The organism is Tenacibaculum sp. MEBiC06402, assembly GCF_049239625.1.
In the GTDB taxonomy this organism is placed as follows: Bacteria; Bacteroidota; Bacteroidia; order Flavobacteriales; family Flavobacteriaceae; genus Polaribacter.
In genome coordinates, this window is sequence record NZ_JBMKKT010000083.1 from 108,763 (window position 1) to 135,325 (window position 26,563).

The following is a 26,563-nucleotide window of genomic DNA, read 5'->3' on the forward strand; positions in this document are numbered from 1 at the left end:
AAAATGGTAAATTGCGCATCAAAAATTATAATTAATGATAAAATTTAGACATCTTATTTTTGTTGGAGTTATTTCACTTTTAACGTATGCTTGTGGAAATGAAAGAATCGCTCAAGTAGACAATTTTGACCATGCTGCACAAGCTGTTAGAGATAATGACACACTTGTTAAGTTTTTCAAAAGTCATTATTATGATGCATCAGAAGGAGTTGTTAAACCACTACAGTCAGGTCAAACTGCACTTTTCGATGATCCAAAATTAAACTCACAAATCGTAGAAGAAACGATTAATGATGTTGATATTAACTATACATTGTATTCATACATTACGCAACAAGGAACTTCAACAAAAGGATATCCTACTGTAGTTGATTCTGTTTTAGTGAATTATTCAGGAAGAAGAATTTTGAATGGTACTACTTTAAATGACACTGATTTTGATAGTAATAATAATTTATGGTTTGTTTTAGGAGCTGGTGTTATTAGAGGTTGGACTTATGGTGTAACAAATATCAAAGCAGGAGTAAATGTAACAATGCCAAATGAGCCTTTAACTTTTGATGGAACAGGTAAGATTATCTTGTTCATTCCATCAGGTTTAGCTTACAGAAACGTTGGGAGTGGAACAATTCAAGCGAATGAGACTTTGTTGTTTTATGTAGAATTGAATGATGTAATTGAGAATACAGACTCTGATGGAGATGGTGTGCCAAATATTTTAGAAGATGTTGATGGAGACGGAAAACCATGGAATGATGATACAGATGAAAATGGAATAGTAAATTTTGCTGATCCTGATGATGATGGTGACGGAGTTTTAACAATTAATGAAGACGCAAACAAAGACGGTGACCCAACAAATGATTTTAGTGATCCAGATAATCCTACTTTGCCAGATTATTTAAATGAGAAGATTAGAGTTTCAAACGAATAGAATTATCAATAAATAGTATTAGGAAGCAGCGCAGATATGTGCTGCTTTTTTATTGTTATAAAGAGTCAATTATAGTTTATTTAAATTTTTGAGTAAAGATGTAGATTATTGCCTATTTTTATTTATTCACGGGTTATGTGCAGTTTCTAGATTTAAAAATAGTAAGTTCTAAAATCAAATATTCGTGAAGGAAATAAAGTGGTAGGGTATAGATTTATTATTTAAAAACTTCAATAATTAATTGTTTAAATACACAGTATAAAATAAAAAAAGCAACACGAAAGTGTTGCTTTTTTCTATTCTATTATAAAATTATTATAGACGTAAAGACAATCCTACAATAATTTGATTTACTCTCGTGTCAAAGTTAGCAGTAGTATTTGCTCCTCCAATATCCGAAATAAATTGAGATTCAACATCTGAAAAAGCTCTTTCCCATCTTAAATCAATACCAAATTTACCAATTTCAATTCCACCACCTAACTGCATACCAACTGTAAAACCATCAGCCTTTAAGCTAGAAACAGTTTGATAGTTTAAATCACCATCTAAAATATATTGGAAAGAAGGTCCGATATGAACGTAAGCAACTTTTAAGAATTTCTTTCCTAATAAAACAGGAATGTCTAATTTTTGAAAATTATAGCCCACTACTTCAGAAGTAGTTGCTGTTGTTCTAAGATCTACTTCACTTTTTAAAGAAGTGTACACTAATTCTGGTCTAACATACCAGCCAACCATTGGTAATTTAAAGCGTAACCAAATACCTGCATGATATCCAGTTCTACTTTCTGCATTTCCGTTAATAATATCATCTGAAACCTCTTTAAAAGAGTCAGAATTATAATTAATACCTCCTTTAATTCCAAAATGAATTTGTGCATCAGCAAATTGCGTTGCCGCAATAAACAAGCATAACGCTAAAATTAGTTTTTTCATATTCTTGTAATTTGAGTGTTTGTATTAAACGTTTTTTAAGAATTATTATTTCCTTTTCAAAACTTTCTTTACCGCTTCAACTACAGCTTCATCGTTAATTTTGTATTTTTTCATAAGCTCAGCAGGAGTTGCAGACTCTCCGAAACTATCATTAACAGCTACAAATTCTTGTGGAGTAGGGGAGTTTTGAGCTAAACAGCGTGCTACACTTTCTCCAAGTCCACCAAATTTATTATGTTCTTCGGCTGTTACGATACATTTAGTTTTAGCTACAGATTCTAAAATAGCTTTTTCATCTAATGGTTTAATAGTATGGATATTAATTACTTCAGCAGAAATTCCTTCTTTCTCTAATTTCTCAGCAGCTACTAAAGATTCCCATACCAAATGACCAGTTGCAACGATTGTCACGTCTATTCCTTCGGTTAATTTAATTGCTTTACCGATCTCAAATTTTTGATCTTCTGGCATAAATACAGGAACTTTTGGTCTTCCAAATCGTAAGTATACAGGACCATCATGTTCTGCAATAGCGATAGTTGCTGCTTTAGTTTGGTTGTAATCACAAGTGTTGATTACAGTCATTCCAGGCAACATTTTCATTAAACCGATATCTTCTAATATTTGGTGAGTGGCACCATCTTCTCCTAATGTTAATCCGGCGTGAGAAGCACAGATTTTTACATTTTTATGAGAATATGCAATAGACTGACGGATTTGGTCATAAACACGTCCTGTAGAAAAGTTTGCAAAAGTTCCAGTAAATGGAATTTTACCACCAATTGTTAAACCGGCAGCGATTCCCATCATATTTGCTTCCGCAATTCCTACTTGAAAAAAACGCTCTGGATGATTCTTTTCAAATTCATTCATTTTTAAAGAACCTGTTAAATCAGCACATAATGCAACAACATTAGGGTTTGTTTTACCTAATTCCGTTAAACCATCTCCAAAACCAGATCTAGTGTCTTTTTTCTCTGTGTATGTATATTTTTTCATTGTTGTGTTGTAAATTCGGGTCAAAAATAAACTTTTAATAAAGATGATAATTATAAATTCATCAATTCTTTATATAATTTATGAACAGGTAATCCCATCACATTAAAATAACTTCCTTCAATTTTATTAATTCCAACTTTACCAATCCATTCCTGAATGCCATAAGCACCTGCTTTATCAAAAGGTTTATAAGTTTTTATGTAATAGTCTATTTCTTCATCGGTTAACTCTCTAAAGTACACAGTTGAAGTATCATTAAATACTTTTTTAAAGTTTTTGCTTTTGAGGCTTACAGAAGTTATTACTTGATGTGACTTTCCGGATAAACTTTTAATCATTTTAAAAGCTTCATTATAATCTTTTGGTTTTCCTAATGCTTGATTATTTAACCATACAATGGTATCAGAAGTAATTAATAAATCATTTGCGTTTAACTCTTCAATAAAAGGTGAAGTTTTTAATTCAGCTAAATAATCTGTTATTTCAGCTCCTTTTAAATGATTAGGATAAATTTCATCAACGCTTTTTATTCTGATTTCAAAGTCTAAATCCAAGTCCCTAAAAAATTGTTGTCGTCTAGGAGAACCTGAGGCAAGAATAATATTGTAATTGGCTAATTTTTCCCTTAACATTGTTAGAAACTTTTTTTAAGTCTAGCCAAATCTCTTTTACTATCTCGATCTTTTATTGTTTGACGCTTGTCATGTGTTTTTTTACCTTTTGCTAAAGCAATTTCTAGTTTTGCCCAACCACTTTCATTTATAAATAACCTAAGAGGAACAATAGTATTTCCTTTAACTTCAACTTCGCGGGCAAGTTTTTTTAGCTCTTGTTTATTCAATAACAATCGTCTTTCGCTTTTCGGATTATGATTGTAATGATTACCGAAAGCATATTCCTCGATATACATATTCACTACAAAAAGTTCACCACGCTCATTGAATTCACAAAAGCTTTCTGTAATTCGTGCTTTACTTTGTCGGATAGACTTTATTTCAGTTCCTGTTAATTGAATTCCAGCTATATATTTATCTAAAATCTCGTATTCAAAACGAGCTTTTTTATTTTGTATGTTTATGTTTTTCTGCATGTATCAGTGTCATCAATTTTTCACAAAGATAGCCTAATAATAATCTACTTTGCCGTTAAAAAAGATATGTTATAACTTAAACCAAAACTCCCAAAAACGTTGCTCAACGAACCCCCACGAGCTTTCACGTATCCAATTCCACCTCTTAAATCTAAAGTTTTGGTAAGTTTTAAATTAATTCCTGCGCTTGGCTTAACGATAAAACCTTCACCTGTTGCTATTCCACCACCACCGGCTGCACCACCTAAAACTTGAGCAAATAGGCTAATCTTATTGTTTAAGAAGTTGTTAGATTGAACTCCAATACCAACAATTCCTTCTGCGTAAGCTCCGGCATCGCCAAAGTTGGCAAATGAAGTTTGACCTGCTCCATAAATATATTTGTTAAGAAATACATTAATTTGAAGTGATATTTGATGCATGTCTTGTTCAAATCCACCATTTCTATTTGCATTCAAATACCAGTCTTGTTTTAAAATGGTTTGGACACCTTTTAATTTTGCTTTTGTATTTTCTTTATTTTCGGAAATAGTTCCATCTTTTTCTACATAATACTTTAATCCAAATCCTAAAGTAGAAGAGAGAAAATGGCTATCTGGACTCATTAAGTATCCTTTATTTATGGACAAGTACATATTGTCGTAAATCTTTTGCTCTAATGAAATGTCAGGATAAATTAAAAATCCACCTTTCGTGTCTACACCTCCGCCACCTCCAGCACCAACACCGAATTTAGCTTGAATATTAGTTCTGTTTTTATTCATTGATAAATGATATCCACCACCAATGAAAATATCCATATAGCCTGCAGGAATTCCACTAAATGCTCCATCTGCTTTTACAAAATAAAACCAATCATCATTTAAAAAAGAAGAAAACTCGAATCCGGCTAATCGAATTGTTCTACCTTTTATAGAAGTTCCAGTAGTAAACTGAGAATTTCCTTCTACAGATAAATTATTTAGATGTACCATAGCACTAATTCTATGGCTTTTTTTATTCCATTTGGAATTTTTCAAATTTTCAGTTGTAAATTCTTCTTCTCGAATATCAAAATCGCTGTAATCAAAAGAAAAAGGAATTTGAACTGATGCATAAAACTGATTACTCTTAATTGTTCCTTCATCGAAGAAATTTATATAACTCCATCCCGTAGTTAGAGAAAAGTATTTAAAATCATATCCCAGACTCGCGTGAGGTAATATAAATGCACCTCCACCATCAGGAGCTGCAGCACCACCGCCACCACCAAAATGTAAACCAGCATCAATAAATAAGTTATTATAGATTTCTTTTTTTACTCCTAAATTTAAACCAAGAGTGAAGAAACCTCCTCTTATTCCACCTACGGCACCGTAAAAACCAAGCCCGGCATAACTCCAATCATTTAACTTCGCATTGTAATGAATTCCTGTGAAATCCATATTTGCTTCATTAGCATCAGGCATGTTAATAGATAAAAAGTCTAATTGAGCAAAACCAATTTGAGTGTTATTTGCTGGAGTATCATTTTGAGCGTAAAAAAAACGAACGCTTAATGTTAAAGCTAACAGTAGCGTTCGAGGTATATAGTTTACCATTATAAAATGTAATAATTAATAAGGTTTATGTATTTCTTTTCTTTTACCGTTAACATAAGAGGCAACGAAGGCATCATTAAATCCTAATTTTAATAATTGTCTTCTAAAATTCTGAGCTTCTTTTAACGTTGAGAATAATCCGATTGAGTATCTTAAGTACTCTTCATTTGAAAGTGTACCCGCAATAGTTTTAGAAAGTAGTGGGTATTTTTTATTTGTAAAAGCACCAATTTGTACAGAGTAAACAACTTCGTTTTTAATATTGTTTTTAATTTTACTAATTCCACTTTCTAAACCAGTACTTCCTTCATTATCATCTGAATCATCAAAGTAGTCTGCATCAGCAGTTAAATCGCTAATACTATCTAAAACTCGAGTCGCTTCGGCTTTCTTGATTTCTGAGATATCAATAGTACTACCAGATTGATTTTGGAAAAAATATACAGCCGCAGCTATGGAAACACCAGATAAAAAACTCAATAAGATATTTCTGTTTCGAGCAGTACTTTTAACATCACCTAATTCTTCTTCTTTGGCAGAAATTTCTGTTTCAAGTTCTTCATTTTTAGAAGTAAGATTTTTTACTTGCTCCTGTAAATCTTCGTATTCTTGATCGTTTAAAAAAGGCATAGGTATAGGCTAGTTTAAAAATTCTATAAAGCTAAAATACAAATCTTTTCGAAATAGGGAGGGAATTGAACTTAAAAGGGGACGGAAGCCTTGAATTTTATCAAGGCTTCCACGTGTTTCCCCCTTAAAACACTTATAGTAGTTACCCTTTACAAAAGTTGTAACCGCTTCAAATATAATAAAATCTAGCTAATTTTTTTGCTGATAATCATAACTTTACTATTATCTATTAATGTTGTAAAAAATAAGTACGTATCTCCGCCATCAGTAATCTTAGTTTCCTTTCTTATTTGTTCTACTGTTTTAGGGAAATTTCTTACGGTTATATTGGCCTTTTTATTAGGGATACTTTTCCTGACTTCTTTTTTATTGTATGGTACTATTGAATTAATAATAAATTTTCTACCAGGAAAATCAATTAAATCATTAGAGCTATAAAGATGTGAGTGTTGGTGCAGTTTTTTTAAGTTGAATCTTTCAGGAATCTTATAAAAAGCTCCAGACTTTAAGATCGCAGCATTTGGTTCATATAAGTATTTTTGAGGAAGAGAGTATATGTTTTCTAAGTGAGTTTCATCTTCTGAATTGAAATTAAAATACTGATTTCCTGTAACCTTTAGGTTTACTGTTTTAATAGTGGTCGATTGTGTAAAATCTTTTTTTAATACAAATAAAAGTTCCTTAACCTCATTGTTTACTGCAACTACGTGAATTTCTTTGGTATGTTTTAATTCTTTCAATGTAGAAGTTATATCCAAAATAGGAGAAACTTTTATCAGAATATTTTCTGATTTTGAAAATAATAAATCCAACTCCTCAGGCACATTAGGAGTACAATCTTTCAATAAAAAAACCTTACCCTTAGTGTTATCCCTTCTAGAAGGATCAATATAAATCCAGTCAAAATTATCTTCACAATTTTTTAAGAAAGAAATTCCATCAACGGCTAGTGTATCTATATTGTTAACCGCTAATTGTTCGTAATTATGCTTTACAATTATTGAAAGATTTTGATTGATTTCGCAATGAGTGACTTTTTCTACTTTTTTTGAAAAATAAAAAGAATCGATTCCAAATCCACCACTTAAATCAATAAGCGAATTGCCACTAATAATTTCAGATTTATATTTTGCCGTGATTTCTGATGAAGTTTGTTCAATTGAAATTTTTGGTGGATAGTATATGTTTTTTGATGCAAACCAAGTTGGTAACTTTTTTTGACTTTTTTTCTTAGCTACAATTTGATTTGCGAGCTCCTGAACTGAAATTTCTTCAAAAGGACTGCCTTTAAAGATGATTTTAGAAACATCCTCGTTAATATTATCGTTGATAAAATTCTGTACTTCTGTTTTTAAAATAGCTTCGTTCAAAAAAGAAAATTTAGCGTTGGTTAATCAAAAGTACAGATATTTTAAAATTTCTAGATTTATTTTAATCCTTTAGTTTTTGTAATATCTGACAGACTAAAGTTGGTGTCGTCAGTATCAGCATCAGTAAAATCTGCTCCAGTTAAATCTACTGCCTTTGTAATGTTTGCGTTGGTTAAATCAGCTTCTCTAAATGATGTGTTTTTAGCCCAGCCATTTGAAAACTGAATACCTCTTAATGAGGCTTTTGTAAAATCGGCATTATCTAATCGAGCTTTATTTAATTCACAATTATCCAAATTAGAATTAGACAAATTAATTCCTGCTAAATATTTTCCAGATAAATCTACATTTCTTAAGTCGCAATAGGAGAAATCGATATTATCAAACAAAACACTTTTTTCGGCATTACTCATTTGAGAATTGATTAAATATAATAGAACTTGAGTTCTCTCTGGGCTATAGTATACTGTAGATTTTCCATTTTCATCTAGATACCTATATGGTTTAAGAACATTACATAGAGAAATAATTCTATTTCTAGTTTTTGATGAATAGCCTCTATCGATATCATCTAATACTTGTGCTAATTGATAGCTATAAGAAGATCGTCTCGAACCTTCAACTAGTAAGTTTTGAGTTTTAATTAATTCGTTTTGTTTTATTAAAATATACAATGAAACTAATGAGGGAAATATAGAGAACAGAAGTAAGATTACACTTAATAAACGTACTCTAACAAATCTTTTAACTAATGAAGTAAGTAAACTCGCTGAAGTATTTGGTGAAACTCTTTCTTGGGTGTGGAATTCTGTAAACCACTGATTAAAGTTATTTTTTAGTGAAGCGCCAGCAAACATACTCCAAGTCCAAGAGAGTGTTTTTTTCGTGCGTTCTTGTTTACGTTTTTTCTTTTCAGAAGCTTTGCTCATTTCATTACGTAAAGCTTCATTTTCTTTTTTTAATTTTTCTAATTCTTCTTGAAAATTACCTTCCATAAATACATGTATTTTTTAAAAATTAGCTTTTATCATCCTGTGATTTCCAAACAAATCGCTCTTTAAAACTACATCTTTAAATCCTTTTTGCAATAACATTTGTTTTGTTTCTTCTCCCAAATACTGATTGATTTCAAAAAACAATACGCCATCTTGGTTTAAATTAGTTTTGGCAAAGTCTGCAATACGTTTGTAAAACATCAAAGGATTATCATCTTCAACAAATAACGCCAAATGTGGCTCATTATTTAAAACATTGTTTTTTATTTCGACTTTTTCCAATTCTCGAACGTATGGTGGATTCGAAATTATAACATCAAACATTTGATGAACTTTGGTATCAGATAAGATGTCATGATGAATAAAATTTACATCGGCATCGTTTAGTTTTGCATTTACTTTTGCAGTTTCCAGAGCTTTCTCAGAAATATCGAAAGCTGTAACTTTTGAAGTTTCTATCTCTTTTTTAACGGAAATCGCAATGCAACCAGAACCAGTTCCAATATCTAAAATATTGAGTACTCTATTATCAGAATTGCAAGTTTCTGTTACCCAACTAACCAATTCTTCCGTTTCGGGTCTTGGAATTAATACATCAGAATTCACTTTGAATTTGTAACCGTAGAATTCAGTTTCACCTAAAATATATTGAATAGGTTCTTCATTTTTAAGCTTATCTAAAACTGATTTCAAAGTGACAAGTTTGTTTTCCTCAATTTTAAAATCTTGTTTTGTAAAAACATCCATCAATTGTAACTCTAGAACGCTTTCAATTGCTCTAAAGAAAAATGCGTCTATTTCTGTTTTAGGATATAAATCAGTGAGTTCCTCGTTGAAAAAAGTTCTGAAGTCTTTTAGCTTCATATAATCAATGTAAAAATGGTATTTTTGGCTTTTCAAAAGTATAGAAAACAAATGAAGAACATACTATATCTAATTGTTATCTCTATTTTTTTATTGAATTGTTCAGTAAAAAAGAAACCCACTTTTATAAAGGTTGATGAAATTCAGTTTTTGTCGTTACGAAGCGATACAATTCATTTACAAGCAAAAGCTTTCTTTAAAAATGAGAATGATATAGGCGGGAAAATTTCGACAGATGAAATTAAAGTAATTGTAGATGGGGCAGAAGTAGCAAAGGTTTCTTCGGAGGAATTTAAAGTTCCTGCAAACAAAGAATTTACAATTCCATTAGACGTATTAATACCCACAAATAAAATATTCGAAAAAGATAAAGGAGGTATTCTTGGTGGACTTTTAAGAACGTTAATTAACGAAAAAGTAAATGTTCAGTTTAAGGGTGATATCAAATATAAAGTTTTAGGTTTTTCGAATACTTACAAGGTTGATAAAACACAAGAAGTAAAAATTAAATTATAGCTGTTGGATTTCAACGAGAAATATATGCGCCGATGCTTAGAGTTGGCAAAAAATGGAATTGGCACAACACGTCCAAATCCTTCAGTTGGAGCAGTAATTGTTTATAACGACAAAATTATAGGAGAAGGATTCACGAGCCCTTATGGAGGTCCACATGCTGAAGTAAATGCTATTCAATCCGTAAAAGACGAGTCGTTATTGGTAAAATCTACCATTTATGTAACCTTAGAGCCTTGTTCACATTTTGGAAAAACACCGCCTTGTTCCGACTTAATCATTGAAAAAAAGATTCCAAATGTTGTTGTAGGAACAATTGATACTCATAGTGTCGTTGCAGGAAAAGGTATAGAAAAGCTAAAAAAGAACGGTTGTAACGTATTTGTTGGTGTTTTAGAGGAAGAGTGTAAACAACATCACAAACGTTTTTTTACGGTTCAAAATAAAAAAAGACCATTTGTTATTTTAAAATGGGCAGAAACTTCAAATGGATTTATAGCTCCAAAAGAAAAAGATAATCAGTCTCCAGTATGGATTTCAAATGAATATGCGAAACAATTGGTTCATAAGTTTAGAGCAGAAGAACATGCAATTCTAGTTGGTACAAAAACTGTATTAGCAGATAATCCAAAATTGAATGTAAGAAGTTGGACGGGGCAAAATCCAGTTCGTGTGGTTTTAGATCGTTCGTTAAAACTGAATAAAGAATTAGCGGTTTATGATAATTCAGTAAAAACAATTTTTATTACAGAGCAAGAGCAAAAGAGTTTGGATGAAAACCTAATTTTCGAAAAGATTGATTTTCATAGTAATGTACCGAATCAAATTTTAGAGGTCTTATCAAAACATAAAATTCAATCTGTAATAATTGAAGGTGGTGCGGTTACTTTACAATCATTTATAGATGAAAATCTATGGGATGAAGCACAAGTGTTTATTGGTAAAAATAGCTTTGAAGATGGGGTGAAAGCTCCTGTTTTAAATGCACGATTAGAAAGAGAAGAGAAAATAGCAAACAACATATTAAGAACATATATAAATGATTAAAAATATCATTTTCGATTTTGGTGATGTATTCATTAATTTAGATAAGGAGGCGACTTATAGAGAATTATATAAGCTAGGAGTAAAGGAGATTTCTGAAAAAATGATGCAAGTGTATTATGATTATGAAATGGGTCTGATTTCAACAGAAGATTTTGTAGGGTATTTTCATAATGAGTTTAGCATAGATAAAGAAGACTTGATAAAAGCTTGGAATGCTATTTTATTAGATTTTCCTTTAGAACGATTACGATTTTTAAAAGAATTAGCCGCTTCAAATAAGTATCGATTGTTCCTTTTAAGTAATACTAATGATTTACATATTTCTTGGATTCAGAATGATTGGGGAAAGGATTTATATAATGAATTTAAAAACTGCTTCGAGCAGTTTTATTTGTCTCACGAAATTCACATGAGAAAGCCAAATGCTGATATCTATGAGTTTGTACTAAAAGAGAATAGCTTAAATCCTAAAGAAACGATTTTTATCGACGATACTACAGATAACACGAATGCTGCAAAGCAATTAGGAATTCATGTTTGGAACAATGAGCCAGGAAAGGATGACGTTGTTGAATTATTTAATAGAGAGGAGTTTAAGGTATGATTTATTTAATCTTAAGCATTTTAATTTCGAGTAGTTTATATGTGATATTTAAATTATTCGATGTTTTCAAAGTAAATACATTTCAAGCAATAGTTGTAAACTATATTGTTGCCTTTATAATTGGTTATTCATATTCTGATGTGAAGGTTTCTGTTGCGTCAATTCCGCAGCAAGATTGGTTTTATGGAGCTCTAGTCCTAGGATTTTTATTCATTACTATTTTTAATGTGATGGCAACCACTTCTCAACGCAACGGACTTTCGGTTGCTTCTGTTTCTGGAAGAATGGCGGTAGTAATTCCAATTGTATTCGGAATTTTATTGTATAATGAGACCATTTCATTAATCAAAGTAATAGGAATTTTATTAGCATTAGTTGCTGTGTATTTAACTTCTGTGAAAACTAATCAATCAAGAAGTTTTGAAGGGAGTTCATTGTTACTTCCTGTTATTTTATTCCTAGGTTCTGGAGCAATTGATACCTTATTGAAATATACAGAGTTGAACTTTGTTCCTGAAGAAAGTGTTTCTATTTTCTCTGCGTATATTTTTGGAATTGCATTCATATTTGGAATTCTGTTTTTACTTTTTCAGATTGTTCGAAAAAAGGAAAAGTTTGAAATGAAAAGTATTATTGGTGGAATTGGTTTAGGAATTCCTAATTACTTTTCTATTGAGTTTCTAATTCGAGCGCTAAAGATTAAAGGAATTGAAAGTTCTGTGCTGTTTACCATAAATAATGTTAGTATAGTTTTATTAACTACGCTTTTCGGGTTGTTTTTATTTAAAGAGAAACTAGAAAATAAGAACTGGTTGGGAGTTTTAATTGCAGTAATTAGTATTCTTTTAATTATGAAGGATTAAAATGGAACAAAAGGATACGTATAAAACACTTATAAAACCTTCAGAGGAAACGCTATTCAAGGACAGAAATAGTAAGTTTTTTGGTTATGCTTTTCCAGTTTCAACTGAAGATCATATAAAAGATTGTTTAGATGAATTAAGAAAACAACATCCAAATGCTGCGCATCATTGTTATGCATGGCAGTTAGGTACAGAGAATATTCGTTTTAGAGCAAATGACGATGGAGAGCCCAGCAATTCCGCAGGTCAACCAATTTATGGGCAAATTCAAGCTTTTGATGTAACAAACATTTTAATTGTTTCTGTTCGATATTTTGGAGGAACCAAGTTAGGAGTAGGAGGGTTAATTAATGCATACAGAACTTCTGCGAAAATGGCTTTGGAGGCTTCAGAGATTATTGAGAAAACAATTGATGTGCATTTTAAACTAACATTTGGTTACGATATGATGAATAAAGTTCAGCAGATTATTAAAAAGAATCAACTTGAAATTCTGAATCAAAAGTTAGAATTGGAATGTGAGTATGTCATTTCTGTAAGAAAAAATGACTCAGAGAGTTTATTTGAACAAATTAATAGTCTTTATAAAGTAGAAATAACTATAATTAATTGATTTTACATTTAAAGCGAATAGTAAAGTTGTTTACATGTAGAATTAATCTAGTTTTCTATTAAAATTGGGATTAGAAAATTATAATTTAGTTTTAGTGAAATATTTCTGATTAATAGAAGTTAATAGTTTATTTTAGATAATAATATTGTTAACCTTTTAAATCAAGAAAAATGAAAATCAAAAACCTAGTAATTATCGTTTTTTTACTTAGTTCGTTCCATTTGTTTTCTCAAGCAAATATGAAATTAACTAAAGAAAATATATGTAAAGCAGCGGCAATTAGTGTAGTAGCGAATGTTAAACCAATGATGGATGCTGGAATGCCAAAAGCCGAAATACTTCAGTTTGGGAAAGAATTAGTGAAAGATGTAATAAAAGGTGCTCCGGAAAAAGCATATGACTTGTTTAAAGAGAATAAAACTAAAGATCAGGTTACAGAAATTTTGTATAAAGACTTCATGAATTTAGATGAAAAAACAGTTTTTGCATTATTGTTGAAAGCTGATCCTTATGAAGATGAAGAATATGAAGAGGAAGATGAGGATTAATTTTCTTAACTAAATCTGAAAGAAATACTTACCGTTACAAAAATTTGTAACGGTTTTTTGATTTAAATAACTATAAACCAAATCATTTTAGGTTAAATAAATATTATTTTGTAAATTTGCACTCCTTTTTACGAGAACAGATTAGAAAAGGGTGAAAAATTATTTTATTAAGTTTAATTTCTCTTTGAGTTAATATCGTTAAAAATCTGATTAACAAAAAGATACAAAAATTATTCTCAGACATGTCTGAAGAAACAAAAAAAACTGCAGAAGCAGTAAATCCAGCAGAATTTTTAGCAACATTTAATTGGCATAAATACGAAGAAGGTATTGATGAAGTTGATGAGTCTAAATTAAAAGAATTCGAAAAAGCTTTAGAAGGAACTGTAGGTTTCGTAAACGAGCGTGACGTAATTGAAGGTGAAGTAGTTCGTATTACTGATCGTGACGCGATTATTGATATTAACTCTAAATCTGAAGGAGTTATTTCTTTAAACGAATTCCGTTACAACCCTAACTTAGCTGTTGGTGACAAAGTAGAAGTATTAGTTGACAAAAGAGAAGATTCTTCAGGTCAATTAGTATTATCTCACAAAAAAGCACGTGTAATTAAAGCTTGGGATAGAGTTAACAATGCACACGAAACTGGAGAAATCGTTAACGGTTTTGTTAAGTGTAGAACTAGAGGTGGTATGATTGTAGATGTTTTCGGAATCGAAGCATTCTTACCAGGATCTCAAATCGATGTTAAGCCTATCCGTGATTACGATCAATATGTTGAAAAAACTATGGAATTCAAGGTTGTTAAAATTAACCACGAATTTAAGAACGTAGTAGTTTCTCATAAAGCGTTAATCGAAGCTGACTTAGAAGAGCAAAAACGTGAAATCATCGGTCAATTAGAAAAAGGACAAGTATTAGAAGGAGTTGTTAAGAATGTAACTTCTTATGGTGTATTTGTTGACTTAGGAGGTGTTGACGGATTAATTCACATTACTGATTTATCTTGGTCTCGTATCAACCACCCAAGTGAAGTTGTTGAGTTAGATCAAAAATTAAATGTAGTAATCTTAGACTTTGATGATAACAAATCTAGAATCCAATTAGGATTAAAGCAATTATCTGCTCATCCTTGGGAAGCTTTAGATGGTGGTTTAAAAGTTGGAGACAAAGTAAAAGGTAAAGTAGTTGTTTTAGCTGACTATGGTGCGTTTGTAGAAGTAGAAGATGGAGTTGAAGGATTAATCCACGTATCTGAAATGTCTTGGTCTACTCATTTACGTTCTGCACAAGATTTCGTACAAGTAGGTGACGAAGTTGAGGCTCAAATCTTAACTTTAGATAGAGAAGAGCGTAAAATGTCTTTAGGTATGAAGCAATTACACCCAGACCCATGGACAGATATTACTACTAAGTATCCTGTAGGTTCTACGCACGAAGGAACTGTTCGTAACTATACTAACTTCGGTGTATTCGTAGAATTAGAAGAAGGTATTGACGGATTAGTATACATTTCTGACTTATCTTGGACTAAGAAAGTTAAGCACCCATCAGAGTTTGTAACTGTTGGAGATAAATTAGCGGTTCAAGTTTTAGAATTAGATGTTGAAAACCGTAAGTTAAACTTAGGACACAAGCAAACTCAAGATAATCCTTGGGATGCTCATGAAGCTAAGTATGCTATCGGATCTAAGTTCGAAGGAACTATTACAGCTAAAAACGATAAAGGAGCTACAGTAACTTTTGAAGACGGTATTGAAGCATTTGCTCCAACTCGTTTCTTAGAAAAAGAAGACGGTGGTAAATTAGCTAAAGGTGATACTGTTGAATTTATGGTAACTGAATTTAGTAAAGAATATCGTAAGATAGTTGTTTCTCATACTTCAATCTTCAGAGAAGAAGAGCAAAGAAATGTGAAAGCTGCAGCTAAAAAAGCTCAAGAAACTGAAAAAACTACTTTAGGTGATATCGGTGGATTAGCTGAATTAAAGAAGAAAATGGAACAAGGAAAGTAATCCGAAGTCCATATGATATAGAAAACCACTACAATTTTGTAGTGGTTTTTTTATGAATAAAATTCTCTTTTTAAGTTAAATTTAATTTATAAGAAATTAATTAGTAACACTTATAAACCATTTTCAAATAATAATGCTGTGAGTTCTTTATTGTAGAAATAGTAATCTAAAATTAGCACTACAAAGTTATGTGTAAAGTGCACAAGCATAGGAATCCATAAAGTATTATATCTTTTTCGTAAATAACCTAGAAATAAGCCAAACGGAAAAATCCATATAATTGAAATAAAGGATATATGAATCAACGCAAATAAAAAGGCTGTAGCTATTATTGTTGATTTAGGTGATATTAGTTTTAACAAGTTATTAAATAAGTAACCTCTAAAAGCTAATTCTTCAAAAATAGGAGGTAAAATTGCTACAAACAATATAGACCAAAGAAAAGGATGCTCTAAATAGGAATAATCATATAGAATATTTAAGTTTTCATTAGGGAATATAAACTCATTTAATTTTCCTATTCCGAAATAGACTAAAAAGCAGAAAATCAATGTTATTGATAAATATTTTATGTACTTAGAAACCGCTATTTCGGGAAACTTGTAAAGCGTTATAATTTCCTTCAAGTTATAAAAGCAAAAAATCAAAACGATACCAATAAATAATAATTCAATACCAATATCGACTAATAGGTTATTTTGATATGCTCTGAATATAAAATTTGAAAGTGCTAAATAACAAATCATAACAATGTAAAAACCCAAAATAGCATTTACCGTATCTCTGTTGTTATTACTCTTAACTTTTTTTATTCTTAAGCCACATTCAGTACAAAAGTTTACCTGAGTTTCATAATTTTTATTACAATTGGCACAAAAGCTCAACATCCTTATAACTCGTTAGTTCCTTTATTCTTTAATTCTAATGCGGAGTGCATCCCCTTAGCTAGTAATGAAATGATTAATATTTTCCATAATATTCCTCTAACAATAGATGTTGGATCTATAATGAATCCTATAATCAAAATTGTGATATATAATAACAAGCCTATTAATAAAGAAATAAAAGGTTTTTGTTCCGACCAAAAAGCTAGGGTTAAATAGATGAATGCAACAAAGAAATTTACACCTAAACTAATTAATTCATCTGTTTGTGAGTATATTATGAATCCGAAGATGGCCATTAATGCAGATAAGGCAAAGAGTATATTTCTAGCAGAATTAATTTTTTTCTCATCATCAATTTTTTTGTTCTTGTTCATTGCTCTTTTAGCAAAGAATTGTGCTCTTTGTTTATCTGTTCCATTTTCAGGATGACCACATTCCGAGCAAAAAATAACATCTTCCTCAATAGGACTTTTACAAAAAGAGCAGGCAGTTTTTTCTGAATTTAATTCGTTTTCCATAACTAATTTTAAAATTTTGACACAAATATAGTTTTTTTCGCTAATTATAATTTTACTAGCAGCTTTTATAGTATTCTATGAAGAAATGAAGTATTAATTTTATATTTGCGTAAATCAAAAAATAAATATGACATTAATAAAATCTATATCGGGAATTAGAGGAACCATTGGAGGTAGTACTGGAGATAATCTTACACCAATTGATGCAGTAAAATTTGCCGCAGCTTACGGTACCTTCATAAAGAACAGAAATACTGATAAAGACAAAATTACCATTGTTATAGGTAGAGATGCTCGTATTTCAGGGAAGATGATTAGTGGTTTAGTTTCTGATACTTTAATTGGTTTAGGAATTAATGTAATCGATTTAGGATTGTCTACAACTCCAACAGTAGAAGTTGCTGTTCCAATTGAAAAAGCTGAAGGTGGAATTATTCTAACCGCTTCTCATAATCCAAAACAATGGAATGCACTTAAGTTGTTAAATGAGAAAGGCGAGTTCTTGAATGGAGAAGATGGTAAAGAGATTTTAGCAATAGCAGAAAAAGAAGATTTTGATTTTGCCGATGTTGATGATTTAGGTGTTGTAAAAAAGAAGAAGAATTATATTAAAAAGCATATTAAAGAAGTTTTAAAACTTAAACTTGTAGACAAAAAGGCTATTAAAAAAGCAAAATTTAAAGTAGTTGTAGATGGAGTGAATTCTACTGGAGGGATTGCTATACCAGCGTTGCTAAAGGAATTAGGAGTGAAATGTATTGAATTATACTGTGAGCCTAATGGACATTTTCCTCATAATCCAGAGCCTTTAAAAGAGCATTTAACAGATATATCTGAATTAGTTGTGAAAAAGAAGGCTGATTTAGGTATTGTTGTCGATCCTGATGTTGATCGTTTAGCACTTATTTGTGAAGACGGTTCTATGTTTGGTGAGGAGTATACGTTAGTTGCTTGCGCTGATTATGTTTTAGGAGAATTAAAAGGAGGAAACACAGTTTCAAATTTATCATCTTCAAGAGCTTTGAGAGATGTTACAGAAGCTCACGGAGGAACATATACAGCAAGCGCAGTAGGAGAGGTGAACGTAGTTCAAATGATGAAAGACACAAACACCGTTATTGGTGGAGAAGGAAATGGAGGTATTATTTATCCGGAGTCTCATTACGGTAGAGATTCGTTAGTTGGAGTCGCTTTATTTTTATCACATTTAGCTAAAAAGAAAATCTCTTGTAAAGAATTGAGAAACTCATATCCAAGTTATTTCATGAGTAAGAATAAAATCCAATTAACACCACAAATCGATGTTGATAATATTTTAGCTGCCATGGCTGAAAAATATAAAAGTGAAGATGTGAATACTATTGATGGTGTAAAGATTGATTTTGCAGAAGAGTGGATTCATCTTCGTAAATCGAATACCGAGCCAATTATTAGAATATACACCGAAGCAAAATCACAAGAAAAAGCAGATGATTTAGCTGAGCGCTTTATAAACGAAATAAAAGAGATAATTTAATAGAATCCCGCAGTTGTGCGGGATTTTTTATTACCATACAAATTTACTAGGGTTGTTAAATTTAAAACAAGCTAGTAATCAATTAAAAATTTTTATAGAAATTCGTATAACTAGAATATGATGGATATGAGTTTAGAGGAATATTTCCAACAGTTTAGAAAACATATAATTGGAATCGATCAAGAGTTTACTACACCATATGGTGTTAAGAAGCTAATTTATACTGATTGGACGGCGAGTGGACGTTTATATAGACCTATCGAGGAGAAATTAATGAATGAGTTTGGTCCTTTTGTGGCAAATACTCATACAGAAACTTCAACTTCTGGAGCCGCTATGACATTGGCTTACCATGAGGCTAGAAATATTATTAAGCGTCATGTAAATGCCTCAAAAGATGATGTTTTAATTACGGAAGGTTCTGGTATGACAGGTGTCGTAAATAAGTTTCAACGTATTCTTGGATTAAAAGTTTCTGAAAACCTAAAAGATCATACAGTAATTCCAGATGAAAAGAGACCAATTGTATTTGTGAGTCATATGGAACATCATTCTAATCAAACTTCTTGGTTAGAAACAATTGCTGATGTTGAAGTCGTTCCTTGTAACGAGGAAGGATTAGTTTGCTTGGAGATGTTTGAAAAAGTAATTCAAAAATATGAGAGCAGGCCAATCAAAATAGCTTCAATTATTGGAGGATCAAATGTTACAGGAATTAAAACGGATTATCACAAAGTTGCAGCTTTAATTCATAAGTATAACGGATTATGTTTTGTTGATTTTGCCTGTTCAGCACCTTACGTAGATATTGATATGCATCCCGATAATGATGATGAGTATTTAGATGCTATTTTCTTTTCTCCACACAAATTTTTAGGAGGTCCAGGAAGTTCAGGGGTTTTGATTTTTAATAAAAAATTATACAAGAATGTGATTCCAGACAATCCAGGAGGAGGAACTGTAACTTATACAAACCCTTGGGGAGAACATGATTATATTGATGATGTAGAGACGAGAGAAGATGGAGGAACACCTGCATTTTTACAAACCATTCGAATTGCTTTGTCTATGCAGTTAAAAGATCAAATGGGAACAGAAAACATTAAGAATAGGGAGGATGAGATCAATAAAGTTATGTTTGACTGTTTAGATTCTTTAGAAGGTGTTCACATTTTAGCACCAAATCATAGGGATAGACTTAGTATTTTTTCATTTTATTTTGAAAAATATCACTTCAATTTAGTGGTAAAATTATTGAATGATAGATTTGGAATACAAACTCGTGGTGGGTGTTCTTGCGCTGGAACTTATGGGCATTTCTTACTAAATGTAGATAGAGAAACTTCTAAATCTATTGAAAGTCGGATTTTGGAAGGATGTAATATCGAAAAACCAGGATGGATTCGTTTATCAATTCATCCAACAATTACAAATCAAGAGTTAGATTTTATCTGTGATTCTTTAAAAGAGCTTCATCAAAATATTGAAGAATGGTCGGCTGATTACGATTATGATTCGATAAAAAATGACTATGTACACAAGTCAGTGGAATCAATTGAAAAGAAGTTAGTCAAAGAATGGTTTTCATACTAAAAAGGATAAATAGTTAAATGAGTTTGCTGGATATAAACTTTTTAAAAGATTGTTATACAGATATTAAAGAGAGTCATTTATTAGGGAAATGGATTACTCTAAGTGATATACAGCCTTTATTTGATAAGTTACATGATTCTATTTCTAAGGAATTGATAGGTAAATCAGAAGAAGGGAGGGACATTTTTAAGTTGAAGTTTGGAAATGGAAAAAAACGTATATTAATTTGGAGTCAAATGCATGGTAATGAAAGCACAGGAACGAAAGCTGTGTTTGACTTTTTAAATTTCTACAGAGAATATTATGGTCATGATATTATTCAAGATATAATAGAGAATTGTACTATTCAAATCATTCCAATTTTAAATCCAGATGGAGCCTTAGCTTATACAAGAGTGAATGCTAATAATGTTGATTTAAATAGAGATGCTGTTGATCAAAGCGCTTGTGAGAGTAAGGTTTTAAGGAAATATTTAGATGATTTTAATCCTCATTTTTGTTTTAATTTGCATGACCAGCGAACCATATTCGGAGTGGAAGGAACAAAAAATCCAGCTACTATTTCTTTTTTAGCGCCTTCGGAAGAGGAAACGCGTAAAATAACAAAAGGAAGAATTGAAACGATGAATGTTATCGTTGCAATGAACGAATTACTTCAGAAAGTTATTCCAAATCATATAGGAAGATATACAGACGAGTTTTATCCGACAGCTACTGGTGATAATTTTCAAAAACTTGGTCATAACACAATTTTAATTGAAGCTGGACATTTTCCTAATGATTATAACAGAGAGGAAACTCGAAAGTTTAATTTCTATTCATTACTTCAAGGGATATATCATATTGCTATTACTAGTGATTTTAATATGTACAAACCGTATTTTAAAATTCCAAACAATGAAAAATCATTTTTTGATGTGATTCATCGTAATCAAGAAGGTACAGATATTGGCTTTTTATATGTAGATGAAATTGCAGATAACAGACTTACTTCTAGATTAAAAAAGGAAAAGCAAGGTGACTTAAAAGAATACTTTGGACATCACGAAATCGTTTTCGAAGATTAAATTTTTATTAAATATTAAATTTTATACCGCATATTATTGTTGTTTGTTAATAATAATTCATATTTTTGTCGCATACTATGAATAAAATTTAAAAATGAAGAAATTTGTATTAGATGAAATCGATCATCAAATTTTGGATATCTTAATTGAAAATGCTAGAACACCATTTACAGATATTGCTAAAAAATTATTAGTATCTGCAGGTACAATTCACGTACGTGTTAAAAAGATGGAAGATGAAGGTATTATTCAAGGATCTACGTTAACGTTAGATTATGAGAAAATGGGATATTCTTTTATTGCTCATGTAGGTATCTTTTTAGAAAAGACTTCTATGACGCAACATGTGATTGATAACTTACGTCACATTCCTAATGTTACTGTAGCTTACGTAACTGCTGGAAAGTATAATATCTTCTGTAAAGTTCGTGCCAAGGATACGAATGATGCGAAAGACGTTATTTACAAAATTGATGAAATTCATGGGGTAAGTAGAACTGAGACTATGATTTCATTAGAAGAAAGCATCAACGATAAAAAACGTATGATGCATGCAATATTTCAAGACTTTTAATTGAATTATAAAGTTTTATAAATATGTATAAGAAAGGAGTAATATAAACTATTACTCCTTTTTTGTCATTTGCTAGTTATAAAGAATAGGAATATAATGAAGTTAAAAATCAAACTTTATCTAGGTTTTTGTGGAAAAATTAAAATAGTTGAATTTTTATTTGGATGAATAAAAGATTATCATTTAAATTTGCAAACGTAAAATTATTACAATGACATTTATTCAATTACATCATCATCATCATCATATTTGCACTCAAGCGAATCGATAATGATATGTACGTAATTAACAACATAAAATTTAAAATCCGTTTGAGTAAATCAAGCGGATTTTTTAATTCTACACAGTTCAGAATTAGATTCCTAAGGTTTGCTCAAACAACAACACAAATACTAAAATGAGTAAATTAAGATTAGCAGTTCAAAAATCAGGAAGACTTAACGAAGATTCTTTAAAACTTTTAAAAGCCATTGGAATTTCAATTGATAACGGGAAAGATCAATTAAAAGCTTCAGCTCGAAATTTTCCATTAGAAGTTTTCTTTTTAAGAAATGGAGATATTCCTCAATACTTAAGAGATGGAGTAGTAGATATCGCGATTATTGGTGAGAATTTAATAATTGAAAAAGGCAATAATATTGATGTAGTAGAGAAATTAGGATTTTCTAAATGTCGAGTTTCTATTGCTGTACCTAAAACCTCAGAAGCTAAGAGTTTAGCTGATTTAGCTGGTAAAAAGATTGCAACTTCTTATCCAAAAACAGTTGAAAAATTCTTAGCAAAAGCAGGAGTTGAAGCAAACTTACACATCATTAATGGTTCTGTTGAGATTGCTCCAAATATTGGATTGGCTGATGCAGTTTGTGATATTGTTTCTAGTGGAAGTACTTTATTCAAGAACAACTTAAAGGAAATTGAAGTTTTAGTGAAATCAGAAGCTGTTTTAGTAAAATCTCCACAGATTTCTGCTGAAAATCAAGCTATATTAGATAAAATTCAATTCCGTTTACAATCTGTTTTAGCAGCAAGAAAGAATAAATATGTGTTGTTAAACGCTCCAAATAATAGAGTAGACGATATCATAAATATTCTTCCAGGAATTAAAAGTCCAACTATTTTGCCTTTAGCTCAAGAAGGTTGGAGTTCTGTTCACTCAGTTATTAATAAAAACGATTTTTGGGATTTAATAGATGAACTTCGTGCTGCAGGTGCAGAAGGAATTTTAGTTTGTCCAATTGAAAATATGATTCAGTAATATAATGGCTAAAATGAAAGTATATACGAATCCGGAGAAAAGTACCTGGAATGAGCTTTGTAAAAGAGCTCAGTTTGATAAATCTGAACTTAATGAAATCGTAACTGCTATTCTAAAGAACGTTCAGGAAAATAAAGACCAAGCTTTATATGAGTATGCTGAGAAGTTTGATAATACAAAGTTATCCGGCTTAGAAGTTTCTCAGGAAGAGATTGAAGCGGCAAAAAATGAAGTTTCAGAAGAGTTGAAGCAGGCTATTGAGCAAGCTAAAAATAATATTGAAGTTTTTCACACTTCTCAAAAAGAGACTCCGAAAGTAATTGAAACTACTAAAGGTGTTCAATGTTGGAGAAAATCTGTAGGAATTGAAAAAGTTGGTTTATATATTCCTGGAGGAACTGCGCCATTATTTTCAACAATTTTAATGTTAGCAGTACCAGCGAAAGTTGCTGGTTGTAAAGAAATTGTATTGTGCACGCCTCCAAATAAGGAAGGAAAAGTTAATCCTGTAATTTTATATACTGCAAATCTTGTTGGAGTAACCAAAATATTTAAAGTTGGTGGAGCACAAGCAGTTGGAGCTATGACGTTTGGTACAGAAACTATTCCACAAGTTTATAAAATATTCGGACCAGGAAACCAGTTTGTGACTAAAGCTAAAGAGTTAGTTCAGGAATACGGAGTTGCGATTGATATGCCAGCGGGACCAAGTGAAGTTTTAGTGATTGCTGATGAAACTTCAAATCCAAGTTTTGTGGCTGCTGATTTATTATCACAGGCAGAACACGGAACGGATAGTCAGGTGATTTTAGTATCAAACAATAAAGCAAGTATTGGGGGAATTGAAATTGAATTAGAAAAACAGTTAAACGAATTACCGAGAAAAGATATTGCTGAAAAAGCGCTTCAGAACAGTAGAACAGTTTACTTTGATTCTATGGAAGAAGGAATTGATTTTAGTAATGAATATGCTCCAGAACACTTAATTATTGCTTCTGAAAAGGCAGATGATTTTATCGATAAAATTACCAATGCGGGTTCTGTTTTCTTAGGCAATTATAGTTGTGAAAGTGCCGGGGATTATGCTTCAGGAACAAATCACACCTTACCAACGTATGGTTATGCTAAGAACTACAGTGGTGTTTCTCTGGATAGTTTTGTAAAGAAGATCACCTTCCAGAAATTATCAAAAGAAGGAATAAAAAATATTGGAAATACTATTGAGTTAATGGCTGAGGCTGAAGGATTACAAGCTCACAAAAATGCAGTTACATTACGTTTAAAATCTATAAAAAGTTAAATTGTCACCTCGAGCGGAGTCGAGAGGTAATTAAGATCTCGACTTCGCTCGATCTGACATGTTATTATAAAAATGAAACAGTTTAGTTTAGAAAAAATAGTTAGAAAAAACATATGGAATTTGACTCCGTATTCTTCTGCGAGAGATGAATTTAAAGGAACTGCAGATGTGTTTTTAGATGCAAATGAAAATCCTTACGGAAACTTAAATCGTTATCCAGATCCGCAACAAAGTAAAATCAAGGAGAAGTTAGCAAAGATTAAAAATGTTAATACAAATCAGATCTTTATCGGAAATGGAAGTGATGAAGTTATTGATATTGCATTTCGCATTTTTTGTGAACCTGGAGTTGATAAGGCTTTAACGTTTTCTCCAACTTATGGAATGTACGATGTTTCGGCAGACATTAATAATATTGAGTTAATAAAGCAGCCATTAATTAATGATTTTCAGATTAATTTAAATCAATTACAGCCTTATTTAGACGATCCTTTGGTGAAAATGATATTTATATGTTCACCAAATAATCCAACAGGAAATACAATTAATGAGGAAGATATTGAGTATATATTAGCTAATTTCGAAGGTGTTGTAATTATAGATGAAGCTTATATCGATTTCAGTTCTAAGCAATCTTTTATCGAGAAGATTAACGACTATCCGAATTTAATTGTTAGTCAGACTTTTAGTAAAGCTTGGGGATTAGCTGGTGTTAGAGTAGGAGCAGCATACACAAATAAAGCGATTTTAGATTTGTACAACAGAGTTAAACCTCCGTATAATGTGAGTGTTTTAAATCAAGAAGCAGTTTTAGAATCATTAAATAATTTGTCAGACGTAGAGAAAAACATCGACATTATTTTAGAAGAAAGAAGTCGATTAAAGCAGCGCTTGGCAAGCATTAAAAAAGTAAATAAAATATATCCTTCTGATGCTAACTTTTTATTGGTAAATGTGGACGATGCTGATAAAACCTATAACTATTTAATTGATGAAAAAGTTATTATTAGAAATCGAAATAAAGTAATTAATAATTGTATTAGAATTACTGTTGGAACTCCAGAAGAAAACGAACAACTAATCAACGCGCTAAAAGCATTATAATGAAGAAAAAAGTATTATTCATAGATAGAGACGGAACTTTAGTATTAGAACCACCTGTAGATTATCAATTAGATAGTTTAGAAAAGTTAGAGTTTTATCCGAAGGTATTCCAATACATGGCTAAAATTGCTGAAGAATTAGATTTTGAATTAGTAATGGTTACCAATCAAGATGGTTTAGGAACAGAGTCTTTTCCAGAAGATACATTTTGGCCTGCTCAAAATAAAGTTATTGATGCTTTTGCTAAAGAAGGTGTTGTTTTTTCTGAAGTGTTTATAGATAGAACTTTTGCTGCTGAAAACGCACCAACTCGTAAGCCAAGAACAGGTTTGTTAACACAATATTTTTCTGATGAATATGATCTTGAAAATTCTTTTGTGTTAGGAGATCGTATTACAGATATGGAATTAGCTAAGAATTTAGGAGCGAAAGGTATTTATTTGTCTGAAAATCCAGAATTAGGAGCTGATGAAATAGAATCATCTAAACAAGAAATAATCGATTGTATCGCTTTAACAAGTACAGATTGGAAGGAAATTTATGAGTTTTTAAAGTTAGAAGATCGAGTTGCTGAAATTACTAGAAACACTAATGAAACTAAGATTTATATCAGATTAAATTTAGATGGTTCAGGTAAAAACGATATTAGTACTGGATTAAAATTCTTTGATCACATGTTAGACCAAATCGGTCGTCACGGGGCAATGGATTTAACAATCAAAGTTGATGGTGATTTAGAAGTTGACGAACACCACACTATCGAAGATACAATGATCGCTTTAGGAGAAGTGTTTTATAAAGCAGTAGGAAATAAATTAGGTATCGAACGTTATGGATTCTGTTTACCAATGGATGATTGTTTAGCGCAAGTTGCTGTTGATTTTGGCGGTAGAAATTGGTTAGAATGGGATGCTGAGTTTAAGAGAGAGAAAATTGGAGATATGCCTACAGAAATGTTCTTCCACTTATTCAAATCATTTACAGACGGTGCAAAATGTAACTTAAATGTAAAAGCAGAAGGTGTGAACGAACACCACAAAATAGAAGGAATATTTAAAGCATTTGCTAAAGCTATAAAAATGGCTGTAAAACGTGATGCAAATAAAATGTTTTTACCATCAACTAAAGGACTTTTATAAGTTAGA

The 26,563-nt window shown here is 31.1% G+C and carries 27 protein-coding genes; 16 read left to right on the forward strand and 11 right to left on the reverse strand.

From position 1 onward, the window contains the following. Window positions 1-34: 34 nt before the first annotated feature. Window positions 35-934: an FKBP-type peptidyl-prolyl cis-trans isomerase gene (locus tag ACOSP6_RS02435; RefSeq protein ID WP_422093149.1), complete on the forward strand. Its 900-nt coding sequence runs from the start codon at window positions 35-37 to the stop codon at window positions 932-934. 315 nt (window positions 935-1,249) lie between these two features. On the opposite strand, the gene ACOSP6_RS02440 is transcribed toward ACOSP6_RS02435, so the two are convergent. The 9 genes from ACOSP6_RS02440 to prmC all read right to left on the reverse strand — a co-directional run bounded on the left by ACOSP6_RS02440 (window position 1,250) and on the right by prmC (window position 9,401). Beyond that, on the reverse strand, window positions 1,250-1,873 hold the full coding sequence (locus ACOSP6_RS02440) for a porin family protein (RefSeq protein WP_422093150.1): 624 nt from the start codon (window positions 1,871-1,873) through the stop codon (window positions 1,250-1,252). Between the two features lie 45 nt (window positions 1,874-1,918). Then, window positions 1,919-2,872 carry a transketolase family protein gene (locus tag ACOSP6_RS02445; protein ID WP_422093151.1) on the reverse strand — a complete coding sequence of 318 codons (954 nt, stop codon included), beginning with the start codon at window positions 2,870-2,872 and terminating at the stop codon, window positions 1,919-1,921. A 50-nt stretch (window positions 2,873-2,922) separates the two neighbouring features. Continuing rightward, window positions 2,923-3,504, reverse strand: coding sequence for a Maf-like protein (locus ACOSP6_RS02450; RefSeq protein WP_422093152.1), 582 nt, complete (start codon window positions 3,502-3,504; stop codon window positions 2,923-2,925). Between the two features lie 2 nt (window positions 3,505-3,506). Next, window positions 3,507-3,962, reverse strand: coding sequence for an SsrA-binding protein SmpB (gene smpB / locus ACOSP6_RS02455; protein ID WP_422093153.1), 456 nt, complete (start codon window positions 3,960-3,962; stop codon window positions 3,507-3,509). A 44-nt stretch (window positions 3,963-4,006) separates the two neighbouring features. Beyond that, entirely contained in the window at window positions 4,007-5,542 is a 1,536-nt protein-coding gene (locus ACOSP6_RS02460; protein WP_422093154.1) for a hypothetical protein, read from the reverse strand. A 15-nt stretch (window positions 5,543-5,557) separates the two neighbouring features. Continuing rightward, on the reverse strand, window positions 5,558-6,172 hold the full coding sequence (locus ACOSP6_RS02465) for a hypothetical protein (protein ID WP_422093155.1): 615 nt from the start codon (window positions 6,170-6,172) through the stop codon (window positions 5,558-5,560). A 185-nt stretch (window positions 6,173-6,357) separates the two neighbouring features. After that, window positions 6,358-7,542: a THUMP-like domain-containing protein gene (locus tag ACOSP6_RS02470; RefSeq protein ID WP_422093156.1), complete on the reverse strand. Its 1,185-nt coding sequence runs from the start codon at window positions 7,540-7,542 to the stop codon at window positions 6,358-6,360. 56 nt (window positions 7,543-7,598) lie between these two features. Beyond that, window positions 7,599-8,537, reverse strand: coding sequence for a pentapeptide repeat-containing protein (locus ACOSP6_RS02475; protein WP_422093157.1), 939 nt, complete (start codon window positions 8,535-8,537; stop codon window positions 7,599-7,601). Window positions 8,538-8,552: 15 nt separating this feature from the next. Continuing rightward, the gene (prmC, locus tag ACOSP6_RS02480; RefSeq protein WP_422093158.1) at window positions 8,553-9,401 is read right to left on the reverse strand and encodes a peptide chain release factor N(5)-glutamine methyltransferase; all 849 of its coding nucleotides are present in this window, start codon (window positions 9,399-9,401) and stop codon (window positions 8,553-8,555) included. 51 nt (window positions 9,402-9,452) lie between these two features. Between prmC and ACOSP6_RS02485 the strand changes: the two genes are divergently transcribed. The 7 genes from ACOSP6_RS02485 (at window position 9,453) to rpsA (ending at window position 15,604) form a co-directional block, all read left to right on the forward strand. Continuing rightward, the gene (locus ACOSP6_RS02485) at window positions 9,453-9,917 is read left to right on the forward strand and encodes an LEA type 2 family protein (RefSeq protein ID WP_422093159.1); all 465 of its coding nucleotides are present in this window, start codon (window positions 9,453-9,455) and stop codon (window positions 9,915-9,917) included. Between the two features lie 24 nt (window positions 9,918-9,941). After that, on the forward strand, window positions 9,942-10,961 hold the full coding sequence (gene ribD, locus ACOSP6_RS02490) for a bifunctional diaminohydroxyphosphoribosylaminopyrimidine deaminase/5-amino-6-(5-phosphoribosylamino)uracil reductase RibD (RefSeq protein ID WP_422093160.1): 1,020 nt from the start codon (window positions 9,942-9,944) through the stop codon (window positions 10,959-10,961). Beyond that, on the forward strand, window positions 10,954-11,565 hold the full coding sequence (locus ACOSP6_RS02495; protein WP_422093161.1) for an HAD family hydrolase: 612 nt from the start codon (window positions 10,954-10,956) through the stop codon (window positions 11,563-11,565). Before ribD ends, ACOSP6_RS02495 begins: the two co-directional genes overlap by 8 nt. Beyond that, window positions 11,562-12,428 carry an EamA family transporter gene (locus tag ACOSP6_RS02500; protein WP_422093162.1) on the forward strand — a complete coding sequence of 289 codons (867 nt, stop codon included), beginning with the start codon at window positions 11,562-11,564 and terminating at the stop codon, window positions 12,426-12,428. The genes ACOSP6_RS02495 and ACOSP6_RS02500 overlap by 4 nt, the downstream gene beginning before the upstream one ends. Before the next feature lies 1 nt (window position 12,429). After that, window positions 12,430-13,041, forward strand: a complete 612-nt coding sequence (locus tag ACOSP6_RS02505) for an IMPACT family protein (protein ID WP_422093163.1) — start codon at window positions 12,430-12,432, stop codon at window positions 13,039-13,041. 239 nt (window positions 13,042-13,280) lie between these two features. Beyond that, complete coding sequence (locus ACOSP6_RS02510; RefSeq protein WP_422093164.1) at window positions 13,281-13,589, forward strand: hypothetical protein; 309 nt, start codon at window positions 13,281-13,283, stop codon at window positions 13,587-13,589. Between the two features lie 242 nt (window positions 13,590-13,831). Next, window positions 13,832-15,604 carry a 30S ribosomal protein S1 gene (gene rpsA / locus ACOSP6_RS02515; protein ID WP_422093165.1) on the forward strand — a complete coding sequence of 591 codons (1,773 nt, stop codon included), beginning with the start codon at window positions 13,832-13,834 and terminating at the stop codon, window positions 15,602-15,604. 110 nt (window positions 15,605-15,714) lie between these two features. Here rpsA and ACOSP6_RS02520 read toward each other — a convergent pair whose 3' ends face one another. Both ACOSP6_RS02520 and ACOSP6_RS02525 read right to left on the reverse strand, forming a co-directional pair. Beyond that, the gene (locus tag ACOSP6_RS02520) at window positions 15,715-16,230 is read right to left on the reverse strand and encodes a CPBP family intramembrane glutamic endopeptidase (protein ID WP_422093166.1); all 516 of its coding nucleotides are present in this window, start codon (window positions 16,228-16,230) and stop codon (window positions 15,715-15,717) included. A gap of 263 nt (window positions 16,231-16,493) precedes the next feature. Then, window positions 16,494-17,009 carry a hypothetical protein gene (locus ACOSP6_RS02525; protein ID WP_422093167.1) on the reverse strand — a complete coding sequence of 172 codons (516 nt, stop codon included), beginning with the start codon at window positions 17,007-17,009 and terminating at the stop codon, window positions 16,494-16,496. A 127-nt stretch (window positions 17,010-17,136) separates the two neighbouring features. Here ACOSP6_RS02525 and glmM point away from each other — a divergent pair, with 127 nt between their 5' ends. The 8 genes from glmM to hisB all read left to right on the forward strand — a co-directional run bounded on the left by glmM (window position 17,137) and on the right by hisB (window position 26,557). Further along, window positions 17,137-18,525 (forward strand): phosphoglucosamine mutase, encoded by a 1,389-nt coding sequence (gene glmM / locus ACOSP6_RS02530; protein WP_422093168.1) that lies wholly within the window; start codon window positions 17,137-17,139, stop codon window positions 18,523-18,525. 126 nt (window positions 18,526-18,651) lie between these two features. Further along, a complete protein-coding gene (locus ACOSP6_RS02535) occupies window positions 18,652-20,118 on the forward strand; it encodes an aminotransferase class V-fold PLP-dependent enzyme (RefSeq protein WP_422093169.1) in 1,467 nt (488 codons plus the stop codon). Between the two features lie 17 nt (window positions 20,119-20,135). Next, window positions 20,136-21,185 carry a M14 family zinc carboxypeptidase gene (locus tag ACOSP6_RS02540; protein WP_422093170.1) on the forward strand — a complete coding sequence of 350 codons (1,050 nt, stop codon included), beginning with the start codon at window positions 20,136-20,138 and terminating at the stop codon, window positions 21,183-21,185. 94 nt (window positions 21,186-21,279) lie between these two features. Continuing rightward, on the forward strand, window positions 21,280-21,759 hold the full coding sequence (locus tag ACOSP6_RS02545; RefSeq protein WP_422093171.1) for an Lrp/AsnC family transcriptional regulator: 480 nt from the start codon (window positions 21,280-21,282) through the stop codon (window positions 21,757-21,759). A gap of 397 nt (window positions 21,760-22,156) precedes the next feature. Beyond that, complete coding sequence (hisG, locus tag ACOSP6_RS02550; RefSeq protein ID WP_422093172.1) at window positions 22,157-23,014, forward strand: ATP phosphoribosyltransferase; 858 nt, start codon at window positions 22,157-22,159, stop codon at window positions 23,012-23,014. 13 nt (window positions 23,015-23,027) lie between these two features. After that, window positions 23,028-24,314, forward strand: coding sequence for a histidinol dehydrogenase (gene hisD, locus ACOSP6_RS02555; RefSeq protein WP_422093173.1), 1,287 nt, complete (start codon window positions 23,028-23,030; stop codon window positions 24,312-24,314). Between the two features lie 72 nt (window positions 24,315-24,386). After that, entirely contained in the window at window positions 24,387-25,418 is a 1,032-nt protein-coding gene (hisC, locus tag ACOSP6_RS02560) for a histidinol-phosphate transaminase (protein WP_422093174.1), read from the forward strand. Next, on the forward strand, window positions 25,418-26,557 hold the full coding sequence (hisB, locus tag ACOSP6_RS02565; RefSeq protein ID WP_422093175.1) for a bifunctional histidinol-phosphatase/imidazoleglycerol-phosphate dehydratase HisB: 1,140 nt from the start codon (window positions 25,418-25,420) through the stop codon (window positions 26,555-26,557). The genes hisC and hisB overlap by 1 nt, the downstream gene beginning before the upstream one ends. Window positions 26,558-26,563: the final 6 nt, after the last annotated feature.

Excerpts from the sequence above, each read along its gene's own strand:
- ACOSP6_RS02440 (WP_422093150.1), bottom strand. The coding sequence starts at position 1,873 with ATGAAAAAACTAATTTTAGCGTTATGCTTGTTTATTGCGGCAACGCAA.
- ACOSP6_RS02460 (WP_422093154.1), bottom strand. The coding sequence starts at position 5,542 with ATGGTAAACTATATACCTCGAACGCTACTGTTAGCTTTAACATTAAGC.
- ACOSP6_RS02475 (WP_422093157.1), bottom strand. The coding sequence starts at position 8,537 with ATGGAAGGTAATTTTCAAGAAGAATTAGAAAAATTAAAAAAAGAAAAT.
- ACOSP6_RS02545 (WP_422093171.1), top strand. The coding sequence starts at position 21,280 with ATGAAGAAATTTGTATTAGATGAAATCGATCATCAAATTTTGGATATC.
- ACOSP6_RS02445 (WP_422093151.1), bottom strand. The coding sequence starts at position 2,872 with ATGAAAAAATATACATACACAGAGAAAAAAGACACTAGATCTGGTTTT.
- hisG (WP_422093172.1), top strand. The coding sequence starts at position 22,157 with ATGAGTAAATTAAGATTAGCAGTTCAAAAATCAGGAAGACTTAACGAA.
- ACOSP6_RS02485 (WP_422093159.1), top strand. The coding sequence starts at position 9,453 with ATGAAGAACATACTATATCTAATTGTTATCTCTATTTTTTTATTGAAT.
- ribD (WP_422093160.1), top strand. The coding sequence starts at position 9,942 with ATGCGCCGATGCTTAGAGTTGGCAAAAAATGGAATTGGCACAACACGT.
- smpB (WP_422093153.1), bottom strand. The coding sequence starts at position 3,962 with ATGCAGAAAAACATAAACATACAAAATAAAAAAGCTCGTTTTGAATAC.
- ACOSP6_RS02505 (WP_422093163.1), top strand. The coding sequence starts at position 12,430 with ATGGAACAAAAGGATACGTATAAAACACTTATAAAACCTTCAGAGGAA.
- ACOSP6_RS02525 (WP_422093167.1), bottom strand. The coding sequence starts at position 17,009 with ATGGAAAACGAATTAAATTCAGAAAAAACTGCCTGCTCTTTTTGTAAA.
- ACOSP6_RS02500 (WP_422093162.1), top strand. The coding sequence starts at position 11,562 with ATGATTTATTTAATCTTAAGCATTTTAATTTCGAGTAGTTTATATGTG.
- glmM (WP_422093168.1), top strand. The coding sequence starts at position 17,137 with ATGACATTAATAAAATCTATATCGGGAATTAGAGGAACCATTGGAGGT.
- rpsA (WP_422093165.1), top strand. The coding sequence starts at position 13,832 with ATGTCTGAAGAAACAAAAAAAACTGCAGAAGCAGTAAATCCAGCAGAA.
- ACOSP6_RS02535 (WP_422093169.1), top strand. The coding sequence starts at position 18,652 with ATGAGTTTAGAGGAATATTTCCAACAGTTTAGAAAACATATAATTGGA.
- hisD (WP_422093173.1), top strand. The coding sequence starts at position 23,028 with ATGAAAGTATATACGAATCCGGAGAAAAGTACCTGGAATGAGCTTTGT.
- hisC (WP_422093174.1), top strand. The coding sequence starts at position 24,387 with ATGAAACAGTTTAGTTTAGAAAAAATAGTTAGAAAAAACATATGGAAT.
- hisB (WP_422093175.1), top strand. The coding sequence starts at position 25,418 with ATGAAGAAAAAAGTATTATTCATAGATAGAGACGGAACTTTAGTATTA.
- ACOSP6_RS02450 (WP_422093152.1), bottom strand. The coding sequence starts at position 3,504 with ATGTTAAGGGAAAAATTAGCCAATTACAATATTATTCTTGCCTCAGGT.
- ACOSP6_RS02510 (WP_422093164.1), top strand. The coding sequence starts at position 13,281 with ATGAAATTAACTAAAGAAAATATATGTAAAGCAGCGGCAATTAGTGTA.
- ACOSP6_RS02540 (WP_422093170.1), top strand. The coding sequence starts at position 20,136 with ATGAGTTTGCTGGATATAAACTTTTTAAAAGATTGTTATACAGATATT.
- ACOSP6_RS02495 (WP_422093161.1), top strand. The coding sequence starts at position 10,954 with ATGATTAAAAATATCATTTTCGATTTTGGTGATGTATTCATTAATTTA.
- ACOSP6_RS02435 (WP_422093149.1), top strand. The coding sequence starts at position 35 with ATGATAAAATTTAGACATCTTATTTTTGTTGGAGTTATTTCACTTTTA.
- ACOSP6_RS02465 (WP_422093155.1), bottom strand. The coding sequence starts at position 6,172 with ATGCCTTTTTTAAACGATCAAGAATACGAAGATTTACAGGAGCAAGTA.
- prmC (WP_422093158.1), bottom strand. The coding sequence starts at position 9,401 with ATGAAGCTAAAAGACTTCAGAACTTTTTTCAACGAGGAACTCACTGAT.